This is a genomic window from Roseovarius sp. EL26 (genome assembly GCF_900327775.1).
Taxonomy (GTDB): domain Bacteria; phylum Pseudomonadota; class Alphaproteobacteria; order Rhodobacterales; family Rhodobacteraceae; genus Roseovarius.
Genome location: NZ_OUMZ01000007.1, coordinates 1129595 through 1147670, shown reverse-complemented (window position 1 = coordinate 1147670; position 18076 = coordinate 1129595). Strand labels below are relative to the sequence as shown.

Annotated in this window: 15 protein-coding genes; 8 read left to right on the top strand and 7 right to left on the bottom strand. The window is 54.0% G+C overall.

Features of this window, described 5'->3' with window-relative positions; genetic code table 11:
- Window positions 1-222 precede the first annotated feature (222 nt).
- The 8 genes from D9A02_RS13455 (at window position 223) to D9A02_RS13420 (ending at window position 9981) form a co-directional block, all read left to right on the top strand.
- Window positions 223-1299 carry an efflux RND transporter periplasmic adaptor subunit gene (locus tag D9A02_RS13455; protein WP_254054633.1) on the top strand — a complete coding sequence of 359 codons (1077 nt, stop codon included), beginning with the start codon at window positions 223-225 and terminating at the stop codon, window positions 1297-1299.
- Between the two features lie 3 nt (window positions 1300-1302).
- Entirely contained in the window at window positions 1303-4419 is a 3117-nt protein-coding gene (locus D9A02_RS13450; protein ID WP_120501443.1) for an efflux RND transporter permease subunit, read from the top strand.
- 179 nt (window positions 4420-4598) lie between these two features.
- The gene (bioB, locus tag D9A02_RS13445; protein WP_120501442.1) at window positions 4599-5579 is read left to right on the top strand and encodes a biotin synthase BioB; all 981 of its coding nucleotides are present in this window, start codon (window positions 4599-4601) and stop codon (window positions 5577-5579) included.
- Window positions 5576-6709 (top strand): 8-amino-7-oxononanoate synthase, encoded by a 1134-nt coding sequence (locus D9A02_RS13440; protein ID WP_120501441.1) that lies wholly within the window; start codon window positions 5576-5578, stop codon window positions 6707-6709. Before bioB ends, D9A02_RS13440 begins: the two co-directional genes overlap by 4 nt.
- Window positions 6706-7326: a dethiobiotin synthase gene (gene bioD, locus D9A02_RS13435; RefSeq protein ID WP_120501440.1), complete on the top strand. Its 621-nt coding sequence runs from the start codon at window positions 6706-6708 to the stop codon at window positions 7324-7326. The genes D9A02_RS13440 and bioD overlap by 4 nt, the downstream gene beginning before the upstream one ends.
- Entirely contained in the window at window positions 7323-8609 is a 1287-nt protein-coding gene (bioA, locus tag D9A02_RS13430; RefSeq protein ID WP_120501439.1) for an adenosylmethionine--8-amino-7-oxononanoate transaminase, read from the top strand. Before bioD ends, bioA begins: the two co-directional genes overlap by 4 nt.
- Complete coding sequence (locus D9A02_RS13425; protein ID WP_120501438.1) at window positions 8606-9226, top strand: pimeloyl-ACP methyl esterase BioG family protein; 621 nt, start codon at window positions 8606-8608, stop codon at window positions 9224-9226. The genes bioA and D9A02_RS13425 overlap by 4 nt, the downstream gene beginning before the upstream one ends.
- On the top strand, window positions 9223-9981 hold the full coding sequence (locus tag D9A02_RS13420; protein WP_120501437.1) for a methyltransferase domain-containing protein: 759 nt from the start codon (window positions 9223-9225) through the stop codon (window positions 9979-9981). Before D9A02_RS13425 ends, D9A02_RS13420 begins: the two co-directional genes overlap by 4 nt.
- Here the strand turns inward: D9A02_RS13420 and D9A02_RS13415 are convergent.
- The 7 genes from D9A02_RS13415 to D9A02_RS13385 all read right to left on the bottom strand — a co-directional run bounded on the left by D9A02_RS13415 (window position 9978) and on the right by D9A02_RS13385 (window position 18054).
- A complete protein-coding gene (locus tag D9A02_RS13415; RefSeq protein ID WP_120501436.1) occupies window positions 9978-10604 on the bottom strand; it encodes a GntR family transcriptional regulator in 627 nt (208 codons plus the stop codon). The genes D9A02_RS13420 and D9A02_RS13415 overlap by 4 nt on opposite strands.
- A gap of 124 nt (window positions 10605-10728) precedes the next feature.
- A complete protein-coding gene (locus tag D9A02_RS13410; RefSeq protein ID WP_120501435.1) occupies window positions 10729-12360 on the bottom strand; it encodes an acyl-CoA synthetase in 1632 nt (543 codons plus the stop codon).
- 7 nt (window positions 12361-12367) lie between these two features.
- A complete protein-coding gene (locus D9A02_RS13405; protein WP_120501434.1) occupies window positions 12368-13168 on the bottom strand; it encodes an enoyl-CoA hydratase in 801 nt (266 codons plus the stop codon).
- A gap of 21 nt (window positions 13169-13189) precedes the next feature.
- Window positions 13190-13639: an OsmC family protein gene (locus D9A02_RS13400; RefSeq protein WP_120501433.1), complete on the bottom strand. Its 450-nt coding sequence runs from the start codon at window positions 13637-13639 to the stop codon at window positions 13190-13192.
- 29 nt (window positions 13640-13668) lie between these two features.
- On the bottom strand, window positions 13669-14811 hold the full coding sequence (locus tag D9A02_RS13395; protein ID WP_120502534.1) for a glycine cleavage T C-terminal barrel domain-containing protein: 1143 nt from the start codon (window positions 14809-14811) through the stop codon (window positions 13669-13671).
- A gap of 152 nt (window positions 14812-14963) precedes the next feature.
- Window positions 14964-15455 carry an Lrp/AsnC family transcriptional regulator gene (locus D9A02_RS13390; RefSeq protein ID WP_120501432.1) on the bottom strand — a complete coding sequence of 164 codons (492 nt, stop codon included), beginning with the start codon at window positions 15453-15455 and terminating at the stop codon, window positions 14964-14966.
- A 148-nt stretch (window positions 15456-15603) separates the two neighbouring features.
- Entirely contained in the window at window positions 15604-18054 is a 2451-nt protein-coding gene (locus tag D9A02_RS13385) for an FAD-dependent oxidoreductase (protein WP_120501431.1), read from the bottom strand.
- Window positions 18055-18076 lie beyond the last annotated feature (22 nt).

Here is an 18076-nt window from a genome sequence, read left to right as displayed (position 1 = left end):
CATGAAACGCCGGATGCCCGTTTTGTGGTTTAAGATCAGATGCTACGGCGTTGTAAAATAAAGTCATCAAAACTGTTTGGATATTGCGGCTGGCGTAATACCCTGAGGATGAAGAATCGTTTTCAATCTGATTTATGTCCGCGGGGTCACGCAACAATGTCCGACAGCAGGTTTTCAATTTGGGCGCAATCAGCGGTATTCGCGGGCTTATATGCACTTAGCATGTCGCATGCGATTGCGCAGGAAGCCGCAGCGCCAAAGGTTTCTATAGCAGCAGCCTACACCGAAGAAATCGTTGACGAATCTGAGTTTATTGGCAAGGGCGAAGCTATTGATGCAGTGGAAATTGTTGCCCGCGTCGATGGGTTTGTTGAAGAAGTGGCCACCGAAGATGGTGCTACCGTCGAAAGCGGCGACCTGCTGTTTCGCATCGAACCGGATAGCTATGCCGCAACGCTTTCGGCGCGACAGGCGGATTTGTCTAAGGCACAAGCCAATCTGGAATTGGCATCAATTGAAATGAAGCGAAAACAGGAATTGGTCCGTCGTGGATCGGTTGCCGTGTCCGAGGAGGATGTGGCGCGGGCCAACGAGTTAAGCGCTGAGGCTGAAGTTCAAGCCGCGCAGGCGGCGGTTGAGCAGGCTGAGCTGGAATTAAGCTATACCGAAGTGAAGGCCCCGTTTTCTGGTCGTATTGGCCGTATGGGGGCGAGTGTTGGTGAATTGGTTGGGCCGACAAGTCCCGCACTGGTGTCGTTGGTACGAGAGGCCCCTATTTACGTGCGGTTTTCACTGACGGAAAAGCAATTTGGGTCCGTTTTGGAGCGCTTGGAGACAAGTCCTAGTGAATTGACGCATTCTGAAACGACGCCAAATGCTTTTGTCACATTATCAACCGGGACTGACTTGGATGAGGCCGGGAAGATTGTATTTCTGGATAATCGGATTTCCCCCACTACGGGGACGATCTCAGTTTTGGCCGAGTTCCAAAATGAAAAGAAGTTGATCATTGATGGGGCTTTCCTGACTGTTCGGATTGAAGCGTTGGAGCCGACATTGCACCTGTTGATCCCGCAGGCATCGGTGCAGCGGGACCAGCGTGGGGACTTTGTGCTGGTGGTGAATGCCCAGCAAATGGTCGAGCAACGTTATGTCGTTCTGGGCAAACAGGTTGAAACAGCTGTGATTGTGACGGAGGGATTGCAACAGGGCGAAAGTGTCATCGTCGAAGGTTTGCAACGGGTTCGCCCCGGGGTGCAGGTCGATGCGATCCTGACTGGCCAACAAGAGGGGCAGTAAAGGGTGTTTTCAACAATTTTCATTTCTCGCCCGAAAATGGCGATCGTTATTTCGACGGTGCTCAGCATCATGGGGGGCATCGGATATGTTGCCTTGCCAGTGGAGCAATTCCCCAATATCACCCCGCCGGTTGTCAATGTAAGTGCTACCTATACCGGTGCGAACTCTGAAACCGTTGAAAATACGGTGGCTGCCCCGATTGAGGCACAGGTGAACGGCGTCGATGACATGATGTACATGTCATCAGACAGCACAGACACAGGATCTTATTCCTTGTCGGTGACGTTTGAGGTTGGAACCGATGCCGATATCGCATCGGTGAACGTGCAAAACCGCGTGGCGCAGGCGACGGCCAGCCTGCCATCCGAAGTGATCAATTCTGGAGTGGTGACGCAGAAATCCTCTAGCAATATGTTGCTGGTGGCAGCGCTGTCGTCACCAAACGGCACTTATGATGAGGTGTTTCTGTCCAACTATGCCGCGATCAATCTCAAGGATTCTCTGGCGCGGGTTAATGGCGTTGGTAAAGCCGATATCCTGACCAATTTTGAATATGCCATGCGGATCTGGATGGATCCGAATAAGCTTGCCACACTGGGTTTAACGCCAAGTGACCTGATCCAGGTCATTCAAGAACAAAACCTTGAAGTATCCGCCGGTCAAATTGGGGCACCCCCAACGCCGGAAGGACAGCAATTCCAATATACGATTAAATCCAAAGGGCGGCTGACATCCGTTCAGGATTTTGAAAACATAGTTGTTCGCACCGGAGATTCCAGCAGCATTGTACGCGTACGCGATGTTGCACGGGTCGAGCTGGGGGCGAACTATTACAGCTCGTCAGGGCGATATAAGGGGCTGCCCGCAACTATTCTAGCAGTTTATCAAGCGCCTGGAGCCAACGCATTAGCCGTGTCTGAGGGTGTGTTGAACGAGTTGGAACGTCTATCGCATAGTTTCCCGGATGATGTTGAATACGCGGTGCCGTTCAACACGACGGACTTTGTTGAGCAGTCATTGAATGATGTTGTCTCAACGCTGATTTTGACCTTTATTCTGGTCATTTCAGTGGTCTTCGTCTTTTTGGGTAATCTGCGCGCTACGGTCATTCCGGGCGTGGCGATACCTGTATCGTTGATCGGAACATTTGCATTCTTGCTGCTCTTTGGCATGTCGTTGAACACAATTTCATTGTTCGCCCTGGTTCTGGCGATCGGTATTGTGGTTGATGACGCAATTGTTGTTGTTGAAAACGTCGAACGGTTGATCGCAGACGAAGGGCTTAGCCCGCCTGAGGCAACGCGCAAGGCCATGGGGCAGATTACCGGACCGGTGATTGCAACGACCTTGGTGTTGCTGGCTGTGTTTGTGCCGGTAACTTTCATGCCGGGGATCACCGGGCGACTATACTCGCAGTTTGCCGTGACGATTTCCACCGCCGTTGTAATCTCTTCGATCAATGCGCTGACATTGTCACCTGCACTTTGTGCCTTGATCCTGAAACCGCGATCAGGCCCACCCCAAGGTGTATTGGCGAAGTTCGAAAACGGGATCGGAGCTGTTCGGGGCCGGTATGTCGGTATTGTTCGTGGGTTGGTAAAGGCGCCAATTCTGGGGCTGGTCGTTCTGGCGGTGATATTTGCTGGCTCAAGCGGGTTGATGAAGGCCGTGCCAAAAGGATTCTTGCCGCTTGAAGATAACGGGTATCTGTTCGTGAACGTGCAGCTTCCTGATGCGGCGTCTTTGGGTCGGACCGAAACCGTGACCGAAAGGGTCAATGAAAAGATCTTGGAAATCCCCGGCGTTAAAAGCACGATTTTAGTCAATGGCTATAGCCTGTTGAATGGGGCAGGGTCGAATGGCGCGATGATCATCGCCAATCTTGACCCCTGGGACGAGAGAAGTTCCGATGAACTAAGCGCTGATGGCATCTTGCAAAAGATACTGGGTATTGCGTTTCAGGAACCAAGTGCCAGCGTAATTGCCTTTAATCCACCGCCGATTTCAGGGCTGGGGATGAGTGCAGGCGTTGAGATGAAGGTTCAACAAACCGGAGGGGGCTCAGCACAGGATCTGTCAGCGGCATTGGGGTCTTTGGTTTATGCTGCCAACCAACGTCCAGAAATTGCGCAGGCCTATACGACCTTTAGGGCGAATGTGCCCAAAGTGTTTGTGGATCTTGATCGAGAGAAAGCCAAGTCTTTGGATGTAGCAATCAGCGATATTTTCCTGACGTTGCAATCCTATATGGGGTCTTTTTATGTCAATGACTTCAACCTGTTTGGCCGGGTGTATCGGGTCATGATCCAAGCCGAGGGCGAGTATCGCGATAAGGTTGAAGATATCAATGCGCTTTATGTCCGCTCGCAAACCGGTGAAATGGTGCCAATGGGAACGCTTGTATCGACCAAGAACGAGTTGGGGCCGATCCTGCTGAACCGGTACAATATGTTCCGTTCAGCAACGATCACGGCTGTTCCGGCTGAAGGGTTGTCTACGGGTGATGCCATTCGTGTTCTCGAAGAAGAGGCTGCTACGGCTTTGCCGCCGGGGTTCGCATATGAGTGGACCGGGACGGCGCAGCAACAGCTTAGCTCTTCAGGGATGGTTGTCGTGATTTTGATAATGGCGGTGGTGTTCGGCTATCTGTTCCTTGTGGCGCAATACGAAAGTTGGACCATGCCGATTGGCATTTTGTTGTCGGTCACAGTTGCACTGTTTGGTGCGTTAATCGCGGTCTTTGTGGTGGGAAGTGATATCAACCTTTATACCCAAATCGGGATGATCATGCTGATTGGTCTTGCGTCCAAAAACGCGATTCTGATTGTGGAATTTGCGATGGAGCGAAAGGCTGCGGGCCTATCGACCAAAGAAGCCGCCCTTGAAGCCGCAACCCAACGGTTCCGCGCTGTAATGATGACAGCGCTGTCCTTCTTGCTGGGGGTTGTTCCATTGATGACCGCATCAGGGGCAGGGGCTGCAAGTCAACGTGCGATTGGGATCGCGGTCTTTGGCGGCATGTTGGCGGCGACGGTTGTTGGGGTTATTTTGGTGCCAGTACTTTATGTGATCATGCAAAATCTGCGTGAATACGTGAAGGGCTTCAAAAAAACGACCTGAGCGATGGCAGCGGTCAATTCTGGTCCATGTCCAGGCAATCTATCCCAGCCCTGATCGCGGGACTGGGATTCATAAATTATACAAAGTTGGGTTTTGTACTGCATGGTTTTGGTTGCGTTTCTGGCCGTTATCGATAAGTTTGCGGAAACTCCATCCGCACTAGGGAAATTATCGATAAAATGACTGATTGCATCACGCGCTGGACCCGAGATACTGCTCAAGACTTGTATATACTGCCATTGATGGATTTGCTGTTTCGCGCGCACACTGTGCATCGCGAAAATTTTGACCCAAACAAAGTGCAAACTTCAAAGCTTCTTTCGATCAAAACGGGTGGCTGCGCCGAAGATTGCGCCTATTGTTCACAGTCGGCGCGCAATGGCTCACAATTGCCAGCCTCCAAGCTGATCGAGGTCGAGCGTACATTGGCGCAGGCCCGCAAGGCACGTGATGCCGGGGCAACCCGTTTCTGTATGGGGGCCGCATGGCGTGAACCTAAAGCCCGCGATATGGATGCGCTTGTAGCGATGGTTCAGGGGGTCCGAGACCTTGGCATGGAAACCTGTATGACGCTTGGCATGCTGGACGACACGCAAGTGGTGCAACTGCGCGATGCAGGTTTGGATTATTACAATCACAACATCGATACATCTGAGCGATATTATCCTGAAGTGATTGGCACGCGCACCTTTGCAGACCGTATTGATACGCTGGAACGGGTGCGGGCCGCTGGAATGAAGGTATGCTCGGGCGGTATTCTTGGCATGGGTGAACACACAGGTGACCGCATCGACATGCTGGTGTCTCTGGCAAACCTGTCTGAGCCACCTGAATCTGTGCCGATCAACATGCTGATGCCGCAGGCGGATACGCCGTTGGCAGATGCTGAACCGATTGACCCGATCGAATTTGTCCGTGTGATTGCCGTGGCTCGCATCATGATGCCGCAGTCCTATGTGCGCCTTTCGGCTGGTCGTAGTGACATGAGTGATGAGATGCAGGCGATGTGTTTCTTTGCCGGGGCGAATTCGATCTTTGTGGGTGATACATTGCTGACCGCGGACAACCCCGAAGAAGACACTGACGCGCGTTTGTTTGCCAAACTTGGCATGCAGCCAGAGACCCTGCCCGTACAGGATCGGGTGGAAGCGGCTGAATGACAGCCACTGAGCGTCTGAAATCCATGCTGGGCACGCTTGAGGTCCGGCATCGACGCCGTAGGCTTTCGCCCCGGCAGGGTTTGGATTTCGCGTCAAATGACTACCTTGGGCTGACTGGATCCCAAGCGATGAACATGGCTGCGCAAAAGGCGCTGGCGCGCGGCGTTCCGCTGGGCTCGGGGGGATCGCGTCTGCTGCGGGGCAATCATCCTGAACATGAAGTGCTTGAACAAGAGGCAGCTGCGTTTTTCGGGACCGAGGCAGCACTATTCATGGGCGGCGGATTTCAGGCCAATCAGGCGTTATTTTCGACCCTGCCAGCGGCTGGTGATCTGATCCTACACGACGTATTGGTACACGCCAGTGCGATCGAAGGCATGCGGCTGGGGCGGGCGGATACACGCGCTTTTGCCCATAATGATGTCGATGATGCGCAACGCGTGTTGGCCGATTGGCGAACGGCAGGCGGAACCGGTCAGGTTTGGCTGGCGGTCGAAAGTGTTTACTCTATGGAGGGCGATCTGGCCCCACTAAAGGCCCTTGCGGCTCTGGCACACGCACAGGGGGCCATTTTGGTGGTGGATGAGGCGCATGCAACCGGCGTATTTGGGTCTCAGGGCGCAGGTTTGGCGCACGGGCTTGAGGGCGAGCTGCTGACATTGCACACCTGTGGCAAGGGGCTGGGCGTTTCTGGTGGTTTGATCTGCGGCGCGCAGGTGATGATTGATACCCTGATCAACCGGGCGCGCCCCTTTATCTTTGCCACCGCACCATCGCCCTTTGATGCGGCCATGGTCCGGGCGGCGCTGGAACAGATCTCGAATGGGCAGGGGCTGGTGGATGCGGCACAGGCACGAATGCAACATGCCCACGCCGAGGCGCGCCGTTGCGGGTTAACTACAACTGAGCTGTCTAGCCAAATCATTCCGGTCATTCTGGGCGATGATGCGCGCACTATGGCGATGGCCACGGCCTTGCAAGGGCAGGGGTTTGATGTGCGCGGCATTCGCCCACCGACTGTGCCGCGCAATACATCGCGCCTGCGGATTTCGATCACCGGAAATGTTAAACTATCAGATATAACTGAATTATTTGAACTATTGGCAACCCAATTGGCAGAGGCTGCATGAATACGATCATCATAACAGGCACGGATACGGGCATTGGCAAAACGGTCTTTGCTGCTGGGCTGACCGCAGCGCTTGGCGCAAGCTATTGGAAACCCGTACAATCGGGATTGGATGATGCAACTGACAGCGAATCCGTGCAAGCCCTGTCAGGTGCACGGATCCTGCCCGAGGCGTACCGTTTGAATATGCCTGCCTCGCCGCATTTGTCGGCCGAAGATATGGGCGTGGAAATTGACTTGGGCCAGCTTGCCTTGCCGCAAGTTGAGGGCCCGTTGGTGGTCGAAGGGGCCGGGGGCGTTATGGTGCCGCTGACCCGTAAACATTTCTTTGTGGACATGTTCGCGCAATGGCATGCACCGGTCATTTTGGTGGCCCGCACGGCACTTGGTACGATCAATCATACATCACTGTCGCTGAAAGCGCTCCGAGATGCCGGATGTGCGGTGATTGGCGTGGCTTTTGTCGGCGATCCCGATCCTGCGGTTGAGGGCACGATCTGCCAGATGTGTGACGTCGCACATCTGGGACGGTTGCCCGTGCTGGATCCATTGACCAAAGCCAACCTGAGCGAGGCCTTTGAAGCCATCGATCTTGCAACAATCAGGAGCGCGCTATGACCCCGATGGAGTTTGACGCCCGCCATTTGTGGCATCCCTATACGAATGTCATGGATCCCGGCCCGATGCATTTGATTACGGGGGCTGAAGGTGTTTGGCTGACTCGCGATGATGGCGGCAAGATGATAGATGCAATGTCATCGTGGTGGTGCGCTATTCACGGCCATCGTCATCCGGTCATCACTGACGCCATGCACCGTCAGATAGATCAGCTGCCGCATGTGATGTTTGGTGGATTGACCCATGATCCGGCGATTGAGCTGGGGCGCAGGCTGGTTGAATTTATGCCTGAGGGGTTGGACCGCGTGTTTTATAGCGATAGCGGCTCTGTCACGATCGAAGTCGCGTTGAAAATGGCGGTGCAGTATCAGATGGCGCAGGGGCACGCTCATCGGGTTGAATTTGCCACCATACGTGGCGGCTATCACGGGGATACGTGGAAGGCGATGAGCGTCTGTGATCCGGTGAATGGTATGCACGGATTGTTCGCCGGGGCCTTGTCGATCCAGCACTTCCTGCCACGCCCAAGTATTCGCTTTGATGAGGAATGGTGCGAGGATCCCATCCAGAATGGTCTGGCAGAGTTGGAACAGCTACTGGAGCGAAAAGGCAACCAGATCGCAGGCCTTATTGTTGAGCCGGTGGTTCAAGGGGCGGGGGGCATGTATTTTTATCACCCGGCATGGCTGCGCGGGGCGAAAGAGCTGTGTGATGAATACGGTATCTTGCTGATTTTTGACGAAATTGCCACAGGATTCGGCCGCAGTGGAGAGCTGTTTGCGATGGATCATGCTGGGATTGCGCCGGACATTATTTGTGTGGGCAAAGCTCTGACTGGGGGACATATCACCCTGTCAGCGACGGTCACCTCAAAAAACGTGGCTGAAGGTATCGGAAACAGTGAGGCCGGGGTGATGATGCACGGTCCCACGTATATGGCGAACCCATTGGCCTGTGCTGCGGGCGCTGCCAGCCTGAGCCTGCTTGCAAACGGAAACTGGAAGCAGGATGTGACACAAATTGCTGATCAGATGCAGCATGAGCTGGCGCCAGCCCGCGCTTTGCCCAGTGTGGCAGAGGTCCGCGTTTTAGGTGCCATCGGTGTGATCGAGATGCATGAGACGGTTGACCCACGCGTCGCCCACCGTGCGGCGCTTGAAACGGGGGTGTGGCTGCGACCCTTTGCCCGCAATATCTATTGCATGCCGCCGTTTGTGATGTCCGAGGATGAGTTGAGCCGAGTGACCTCGGCGATGGTGGCTTTGGCGCGAGGCGATGTATGAGGCACCACTGGTTATCCCATACTGGTACATCGGATCTGATCCTTGTTTTTGGGGGCTGGGCGCTTGGCGTTGCCCCATTTCAGGGCCTGAGTGGGTCTGATGATATTTTGTTTGTGGAGGACTATACCAAACTGGATGATCCGCTACCGGATCTGGCGGGCTATGACCATGTCACGTTGCTGGCCTATTCCTTTGGCGTGGCATCTGCGGCGCATTGGCTTGCGCAAAGCGGAGCAGAGCCTGACAAGTTGGTGGCCGTCGCAGGCACGTTGTATCCCGCAGATAGTAGCCTGGGTATCGCGCCTGAAACGGTGCGCGCCACGGCAGATGGGTTGACGGATGTCAGTTTTGCCCGGTTTTGCCGACGCGCGGGGGTAACTGGCCAGGCGCCTGCGATCAATCTGACAGCGGCACAGGCGGAGCTGCATGCTATTGCGGATCGCGGCGCGGCACCTGATCGCCAGTTTGATCGGATCTGGATTCCAGATCGCGACCGGATCATCCCAACCGACGCGCAAATCGCGGCGTGGCAGGGGCAGGGTGATGTAGTGCGCCATACCGATGGGCCGCATGTGCCGTTTGGTGCCGGCCAAAACTGGGCGGAGTGGCTGATATGACCCCACAAATGTCTATGCGTGTTCAACGCAGTTTCAGTCGTAGCTTTGATACCTATGATGAAGCCTCCAGCCAGCAAATCTGGGTGGCAAATCATTTGGCTCATTTGTTAGGGCAATCCGGCGCACCCAAAGCATTTGAATATGCGTTCGAGTTTGGCTGTGGTACTGGGCATCTGACGCAAGCACTTTGTCAAAATTTCGAATTCTCCAAACTGATCCTGAACGATATCACCCCTGAAGCAGATCACACTGCTGCAATCTTTGGAGCGGAATTTTTGCCCGGAGATGTCGCAACCACCGCATGGCCCAATCAGGTTGATCTGGTGGCCTCGGCATCAATGATCCAATGGCTGCAGGATCCGGCAAAGCTCATGGCGGAGGCTGCTCGCCATCTTGCCCCGGGTGGATGGCTGGCCGTGTCGGGATTTGGTCAAAATCAATATTGCCAGCTGTCTCAACTGGGATCTTCAGCAAAAGCGCCGGGTCTTTGCCAGCCAGAGGATTTGGTTGCGGCGATCTCTGATGAAATTGAAGTGATTGAGATGGGTGAGGCTGAAAGATGCCAGTATTTCCCAAGCCCGCGACATGTCTTGCATCACCTGCGCCAAACCGGGGTCAATGGACGCGCTCAAAAAGGGTGGAACAAGACCAGACTTGCGCAGTTCACGTCAGAATATGTCGATAAATTCGGTACAGAGCATGGCGTGCCGCTGACTTATCACCCGATTTGGATCGTCGGACGTAAACGCGCCTAGCCTAGTCGTGCCAGATGGCGTTGCATGACGGTATGCGCGCGCTTGGCATCACGGGCCTTGATCGCGGACAGAATTGCCGCGTGATCAGGGTCATCACGACGTTTCCAGCGTGGGGCATGATGGTTGAAAAAATGTCGTGCATATAGCAGTTGCAGATTGCTCACTTCGGCAATCAAACGCGGCATTTTGCAGCCTTCGATGATCGCGATGTGAAAGTTGCGGTTCTCACGTTCCCAATCAGTGGCCGTTTCTGATGCGTTGCAGGCCAGATGGATCAGCTCAATTGTGGCGATCTGCTCCGGGGTCAGGTTTGGCACCGACAGTTGCAGGGCGAGGGGCTCAAGCGCCCGGCGCATGACTTGCAGTTCGTCCACAACGGACTGATCCAGAGGTGCGATACAGATCCCTCGGCGTGGCAGGCTGATGACAAGCCCCTGCGATGACAGGCGGGTGAACGCTTCTCGGACAGTGACCTGACTGACGCTGAATTCACGGGCAATCGAATCTTGGCGCAGTTTTTCACCGGGCTGAAACTCTCCACGTACAATCCGCTCCGAAAGCACATGCGCAAGCTGGTCCGATTTCTTGCTTTGCTGCTCTGACACCTGTGCCTCGATACTCAATTTCCCGGTTCATGCCTTGCTAAACGATATTGATTGCAGGGTGAAGTAGGCAGGCCGTCTGAGGGGGATAATTTAAAGATGCCCCCCATTGGCATCAGGCAGACGGGGGGCGATTTTAACAGATTCAGTTTGATAAGTTTCTCGCCTGTTCACGTAGCGAGAATTTCTGAATTTTCCCGGTCGAAGTTCTGGGGATTGGTACAAACACAAAATGGCCGGGCACTTTATAGGGTGCAAGCTGATCACGGCACCATTGGCGCAACGTCTCGGCTGGTACATCAGATCCGACCACACGTTCGACAAAGGCACAGGGCGTTTCCCCCCACTTCTCATGAGGCATGGCAACAACGGCGACCACTTCGACAGCGGGATGTCGGTACAAAGCCTCTTCGACTTCGATTGAGGAAATATTTTCTCCGCCCGAAATGATGATGTCCTTGGATCGATCTTTGAGTTGGATATAGCCATCGGGATGCATGACACCCAGATCGCCAGAGTGGAACCAGCCGCCAGAAAAGGCCTCTTGCGTGGCGTTGTGATTGCGAAAGTAACCCTTCATCACGACATTCCCTCGGAACATGACCTCTCCCATGGTTTGGCCATCACGGGGCACCGAGGTCATTGTTTCAGGATCCATCACATCGAGACCTTCCAGCGGAAGATAACGCACACCTTGGCGGGATTTCAGTGCGGCCTGTTCAGCCGCGGGCAGGGTTGACCAATCTTGATGCCAGTCATTCACTACCGCAGGGCCGTAGGTTTCTGTCAATCCATACAGATGGGTCACGTCAAATCCTGCGGTTTTCATATCGGCCAACAACGTTTCAGGTGGCGGGGCGGCGGCGGTGAAAAACTGCACTTTGTGCGCAAGTTCCCGTTTGGCACTGCTTGGCGCGGAAATAAGGAGCGACATTACAATAGGTGCGCCACACAGGTGGGTCACACCATCGTCAGCCAACGCATTCCAAATTGGCTCTGCCCGGACCTGACGCAGGCACACATGGGTGCCGATGATGGCCGACATCGTCCAAGGGAAACACCAACCGTTGCAATGAAACATTGGTAGTGTCCACAGATAGACCGCATGTTTGTGCATTGAGGTTGTCAGTGCATTTCCCTGTGCCAACAGATAGGCACCCCTGTGATGCGACACCACGCCTTTTGGATCGCCGGTTGTGCCAGATGTGTAGTTGATCGAAATTGCATCCCACTCGTCTAGTGGCATCAACCATGCAAAATCAGGATCACCAGAGGACAAAAACGTATCGAAATCGATCGCGGCGTGATCTGTTTCAGGCCCGGTGAATTCCGGGTCATCATACTGGATTAAAGCCGGTTTGTGCGTACATAATGCAAGGGCCTCTTGCATCAAGGGCATGAATTCCCGATCAACAATCACGACCTTAGACGCCGCGTGATCAAGCTGAAAGGCAATGATCGCCGCGTCCAATCGGGTATTGACCGAATGCAGTACTCCGCCGCACATTGGTACGCCGTAATGGCATTCTAACATTGCTGGAGTGTTTGCCAGTAGTGCCGATACGGTGTCACCCCGTCCAATGCCGATTTGCGTCAGGGCCGAGGCCAGCTGCCGGGACCGCGTATAGAAATCGGCGTAATTGCGTTGCAATGTGCCATGAATGATTGCGGTGTGACTGGGAAAAACGCTGGCGGCGCGTTCCAGAAACGTCAATGGCGTCAGTGGTTGGTAATTTGCTGGATTGCGATCCAGACCATCATTGTACGGATTGTTCATTTTCTGCTCAATGATCTTGCCATTGAGGAGCACGTTTTTCGATGAACGCACCTATGCCTTCTTCGGCGTCGTGGGCAAGCATGTTGTTGACCATCACCCCAGAGGCATAATCGTAAGCTTCCGAGAGGGGCATCTCGCGTTGGGCATAGAAGGCACGTTTTCCGGTGGCTAGCGTCATACTGGATTTTGAGGCAATTTTACGCGCCATTTCCATGGTGATTTCTTGCAAGGTATCGGGGGCGACGGCCCGGTTTATCACCCCAATTTCGGCGGCGCGACTTGCGGGCGTCATATCGCCTGTCAGCAGCATTTCCATCGCGTGTTTATTGCCAACATTCCGTGACAGGGCCACCATCGGGGTTGAGCAAAACAAGCCGATGTGAACGCCGGGTGTGCTAAATTGCGCTGTGTCGGATGCAATCGCCAGATCGCAACTGGCCACCAACTGACAACCTGCTGCGGTTGCAACTCCTGTGACTTGGGCAATGACGGGTTTGGGACAATTCACAATGGACTGCATCACGCCTGAACATTGCGCCAAGACCTTTGTGAAATAAGCTTTTCCATGATCAGGTGCGGCGCGACCGGCTGTCATTTCCTTCAGATCGTGACCGGCACAAAAAGCAGGCCCGTTGGCGGCCAATATGATGACCCGCACGGATGGGTTGGCACCGGCATCGGCAAAAGCAGTGCCAAGTCTGGTCAGCATCGCCTCTGACAGGGCGTTGCGCCGCCCAACATCATTGAGGGTCAGGCGCAGAATGCCGTTGTCATCCAGATCATGCAGTAGAATATCAGTTGTTTGCACAGGTCCGTTCCTTTTCCCAGTCTACAGAATGTTGATTTCGACGCTGTCAGCGAGCGTATTGGCGATGAAGCAATAGCGGTGTGCCCGGTGCTGCATCTGCTCCAGTTCAGCTTTATCAACGGTGAACCCGGTGTCAAAACGCACCACTGGATGCAAATCCACTTTGGTCACTGACATTTGACCCTTGGCATTTTTGCCAAGATGGGCAACCGCGTAATCGTGGTAGCTTGCCACTTGCCAGTTGGCCTTTGTGGCGAGGGCCAGAAAGGTCATCATATGACAGCTGGATAAAGCAGAGGCGAGGGCTTGTTCAGGATTAGTGTGATCAGGGTCGCCACCCCAGTCTGGGGCGGCGTCAACCTGAACTTCGTGGCTGTGATTGTATTGCACGGTATGTGCGTTTGAATATTTACCTTCTTGTAAGACGGGCTCGATGCGCTGCCAGTGCAGCTCGATTGAAAGGTCAGACATTAATGTGTTCTCTGTATTTTTTACGCGGTTCAGGAGGCGGCGATTTTCTTTTTGGGATCAAAGAAGGGGCGTTCTGCGATGGTGGCCTTATGGATCCCGTCCGGCATTGCGACATCGACCACGGTGCCGATTTCTGAGCAGCCAGTGGATATCATTGCCAAGGCGATGTTTTGCTCAAGCCGCGGAGAATAGACGGCAGAGGTGACCTTGCCAACGACAGCACCATCTTTGCTGATGGCCCAGAAGGTGGTGTTCGGGCCTGTGAGCGGCGCGCCGTCGATCACAAGCCCCACCTGTTTGCGGCTTGTGCCGTTTTTTTTAATCCGGCGCAGCGCGGATTTGCCGATGAATTCAGCATCAATATCGAGGTTCACAAGCCGGTCAAACCCAAGCTCATAAGGATTGGTGTTGATATCGGCATCAGCATGATAAGACAGCATCCCACCCTCGATCCGACGAATAGAGGAGGTATGACCGGGTTTCAGATCAAAGGGCTTTCCTGCTGCCATAACTTTTTCCCACAGCTCATCCCCTCGTGTTCCGTCCTGCAGGTATAACTCATACCCCAATTCGCTGGACCAGCCGGTGCGCGACACGATCAACGGAATGCCATCCAGTTCGAACTTGCGCAGCCAATAGTATTTCAGATCCATGATGCTGTCGCCAAACAGCGCTTTCATCACCTCGCCTGATTTTGGACCTTGCAGTTGAAGCGGCGAAACATCGGGTTCGCAGATGCTAACATCCAGGCCCGAATGTACGGCCACACCCTGCGCCCAAAGTAGGATGTCGCTGTCTGCCAGCGAGATCCAGAAGTGGTTTTCGGCCAAGCGCAGCAGGATTGGGTCGTTCAGAAGGCCACCATCAGCATTGGTAATCAGGATATATTTACACTGGCCTACAGCCATCTTGGACAGGTCACGCGGGGTTAGCATTTGGACAAACTTAGCTGCATCCGGTCCGGTGATTTCAACCTGACGCTCGACCGCGACGTCACATAGGATGGCGTCATTCACAAGATTCCAGAAATTCTGTTCGGGGCTCCCGAAATCACGCGGGATGTACATGTGATTATATACGGAGAACCCTTGCGCGCCCCAGCGGACGGTTGCGTCGAAATACGGGGATTTTCGGATCTGTGTTCCGAACCCGAAACCATCTGATTTTGTCATGTTATTCATCCATTTACACCAATGGCGGTGGCTTCATTCGTTGTTACGAACATGTAACATCACAAGCCAGTTGGGTGTGGTCTGAAAACACGCGTTTTGCAGACCGGATAGACTGTAATCAGAGGATTGACAGGCTGATCGGGCGGGGCATGTCAGATGTTGGGTTTTGCCGCCAGTTTAGAAAGGTGAGGAGGTTGCGATTTGACCTCGCGCGTGACGATGTAGGTCATGTAACGCTCGATCCCAATTTCTGCAGCCAGCAAAGCGTCCATCATAGCTTGAAACGAGGCAAGGTTGTGGTTGAAGACCTTCATCACATAATCCATGCCGCCGCCCGTCGCGACGCATTCTGCGACCTCATCCAGTTTTTGGATGTGGGCTTCAAACCGTTCGAAATCGGATTTACGGTGATGTGTCAGCGCGATGGTGACGATGACTTGCGTAAAATCACCAATCTGATCTAGGGCAATTTCAGCATGATACCCGCGGATAAATCCAGCTGTTTTCAGCTTGCTCAATCGGGCCCAGCAGGGGGTTGGCGACAGATTGACAATCTCAGCCAGCTTGGTTTTACTGAGTTGCCCATGCATCTGGACTGCTCTGAGGATGCGAATATCAGTCGCATCAAGACCAATTTTCTTCATGTACCCGTGACCTTCGTTGAGTTCATCATAACATTGGCCATGAATGCGCAGGACGCAATCAGTTACTCTCGTTTCAGAGGTTAAGCGTTAGATTTTGGACATATCGTTTGACGCAGCTACAAGCCGTACCGTATGGGCATGAGCCATTCTATTGTAGCATACGTTTGCTTTGTGGATCATGGAATGGCGTTAAGCTGATGTCAGCAGCAATGGCACGGCCTTCTACCATGACGGTATAGCTGCCAGTTTCCAGTGATTCCTTGTCAGTTTCTCCATCTGGTAAGGCCACAAAGCACAGCCCCACAGCTGACCCGATGGTGTTGCCATAGGCCCCGGCAGTGACATAACCGACCACCAGCCCATCGCGCAGGATGGGCTCATTGTGATGCAATAATGGTTCTGGATCGTTCAATTTGACAGAACAGAGATAGGGGCCATCAGCTTTGGCTTTGCAGACAAGATAAGCGTCGCGCCCTATGAACGGGATGTCTTTGTTGGGTTTGCAGGCAAAATCCAACCTTATCTGATGTGGAGATTCCGTATAGGCCATGTCATGCCCCCAATGAACAAAGCCTTTCTCAATGCGCAAGGCATTGAGGGCTTCGCCACCGATAAGGCGCAAGCCATACTGTTTGCCCGCGTTCATCAAAACCTCGAACACATGTTCGGCAAAGTCCGGGGTGACAAAAACTTCCCATCCCAGCTCACCCGAATAGGAAAGGCGTTGGGCGAAGACCTTGGCGTGACCGATGTGGAAATGTTGGAAGCTGTTGAATTTGAAAGCTTCATTCGACATATCTATATCGCTGACGCTGGCCAGAACCTCTCGCGATTTGGGCCCCATTATGCCTAGAACGCCATAGGACGATGTCACATCACGCAGGCGCACATCTTCGTCCGGTTGGATATTGTCCCGTAAATGCAGGTAGTCGCGTCGGGTGTGTGAGATGGAGCTCATCATCATGAAGCTTTCATTGCCATGGCGGGCAACAGTGACATCACTCTCAATCCCGCCGCGTTCATTGAGCATCAGCGTATAAGCCACCCGTCCCGGGTTCATCGCCATATTGTTGGTACATAGACGTTGCAGGAAGGATTCCGCATCCTTGCCCTCGACCATCAACTTGCCCAACATGGTGTAGTCGATCATGGCCACAGCATTGCGGGCGGCATGCTGTTCCTCTTGAACTGTGTCAAACCAACTGGGGCGATAGAAACTGTGGTCATAGACCGGCGTGCTGCCAGTTGGGCCAAACCAGCCGGGGCGTTCCCAGCCTTGCGCTTCGGCAAAGCAGGCGCCGTGCGCCTTGAGTGCGTGATGAAACGGGGTGCGGCGCAGGTTTCGCACCGTTTCACGCTGACGGCCGGGCCAGTGCATCGCGTAGGTCAGCACCAAGGTTTCGGGGCAGCGTTCGCGCAAATAGATGTCACGCGCCTGAAACTCTTCGCAGCGCTTTGGGTCCATTTCAGCCAGATCCATCGGGGCATGGCCCTTCATGATCCATTCGGCCAATGCCTTGCCCGCACCGGGGCCCGATTGAATGCCGGTGGAATTCACACCTGCCAACACAAAATACCCTTTGATGTCTGGCGCTTCGCCAAGGGTAAAGCGACCGTCGTAGGAATAGCTTTCTGGTCCGTTAAAAAACGTGCGAATGCCGGTTTCCTGCAGCAGCGGCACACGGTTCATCGCCAGTTCCAAGACCTCCATCACGTCGTCTTCGACAAACGGAAGGCTGTCGAATTCAAAAGATTCGGGAATGCCATTTGTGGCCCATGGCTTGGCGTTGAAATGGGCAAAGCCAAACAACAGCTTGCCGGCGTCTTCCTTCCAATAGGTGCCATCGCAATAAGATCGTAGCACCGGCAGGTCACTGGGTAGATTGGGAATGGCCTCGGTCACCAGATAGTAATGTTCACAGGCATGAAGCGGGACACCGACGCCACTCTTCTGGCCCAATTCTCGGGCCCACATACCGCCGCAGTTGACGACAAAATCAGCTGTGATCGTGCCCTGTTCGGTGCGCACGCCGCGTGCGGCGCCACCTTCGACCAGCACTTCCTCAACTTTGATGTGTTCAAAGATTTGCGCGCCGTGCATGCGCGCGCCTTTGGCCAGCGCGGTGGTCAGGTCAATCGGGTTGGCCGAGCCGTCAGACGGCATATAGATGCCCCCCAATACACCCTCGGGATTCATCAGAGGCCAACGTTCTTTGATCTCATCCGTGCTGAGCGCATGCGCCTCGATCCCAAACAACGACGCGAAATCTGCTTTGCGCTTCAGCTCAGCATGACGTTCCTCATTGACAGCGATCGAGATTGAACCAGACCGGCGATAACCGGGATTCTGACCGGTCTCAGCTTCGATCTCTTCCAGTAACTCAATACCGTATTTGGCAAAGGCCGTGGTGGCGTGACTGCCCTGCAGCTGCCCCACTAGACCGGCGGCGTGCCATGTGGTGCCGCTGGTCAGTTGCTTGCGTTCCAGCAACACAACATCTTTCCAGCCTTCCTTGGCCAGATGATAGGCGACCGAGCAGCCGTGGATACCACCGCCAATGATTACAACTTGCGCATGGCTGGGGAGTTGTTTTTGCATGTTTGTCGTCCTGTCAGGGGTG

Excerpts from the sequence above, each read along its gene's own strand:
- D9A02_RS13455 (WP_254054633.1), top strand. The coding sequence starts at position 223 with ATGTCGCATGCGATTGCGCAGGAAGCCGCAGCGCCAAAGGTTTCTATA.
- bioB (WP_120501442.1), top strand. The coding sequence starts at position 4,599 with ATGACTGATTGCATCACGCGCTGGACCCGAGATACTGCTCAAGACTTG.
- D9A02_RS13440 (WP_120501441.1), top strand. The coding sequence starts at position 5,576 with ATGACAGCCACTGAGCGTCTGAAATCCATGCTGGGCACGCTTGAGGTC.
- bioD (WP_120501440.1), top strand. The coding sequence starts at position 6,706 with ATGAATACGATCATCATAACAGGCACGGATACGGGCATTGGCAAAACG.
- bioA (WP_120501439.1), top strand. The coding sequence starts at position 7,323 with ATGACCCCGATGGAGTTTGACGCCCGCCATTTGTGGCATCCCTATACG.
- D9A02_RS13425 (WP_120501438.1), top strand. The coding sequence starts at position 8,606 with ATGAGGCACCACTGGTTATCCCATACTGGTACATCGGATCTGATCCTT.
- D9A02_RS13420 (WP_120501437.1), top strand. The coding sequence starts at position 9,223 with ATGACCCCACAAATGTCTATGCGTGTTCAACGCAGTTTCAGTCGTAGC.
- D9A02_RS13410 (WP_120501435.1), bottom strand. The coding sequence starts at position 12,360 with ATGAACAATCCGTACAATGATGGTCTGGATCGCAATCCAGCAAATTAC.
- D9A02_RS13400 (WP_120501433.1), bottom strand. The coding sequence starts at position 13,639 with ATGTCTGACCTTTCAATCGAGCTGCACTGGCAGCGCATCGAGCCCGTC.
- D9A02_RS13395 (WP_120502534.1), bottom strand. The coding sequence starts at position 14,811 with ATGACAAAATCAGATGGTTTCGGGTTCGGAACACAGATCCGAAAATCC.
- D9A02_RS13390 (WP_120501432.1), bottom strand. The coding sequence starts at position 15,455 with ATGAAGAAAATTGGTCTTGATGCGACTGATATTCGCATCCTCAGAGCA.
- D9A02_RS13385 (WP_120501431.1), bottom strand. The coding sequence starts at position 18,054 with ATGCAAAAACAACTCCCCAGCCATGCGCAAGTTGTAATCATTGGCGGT.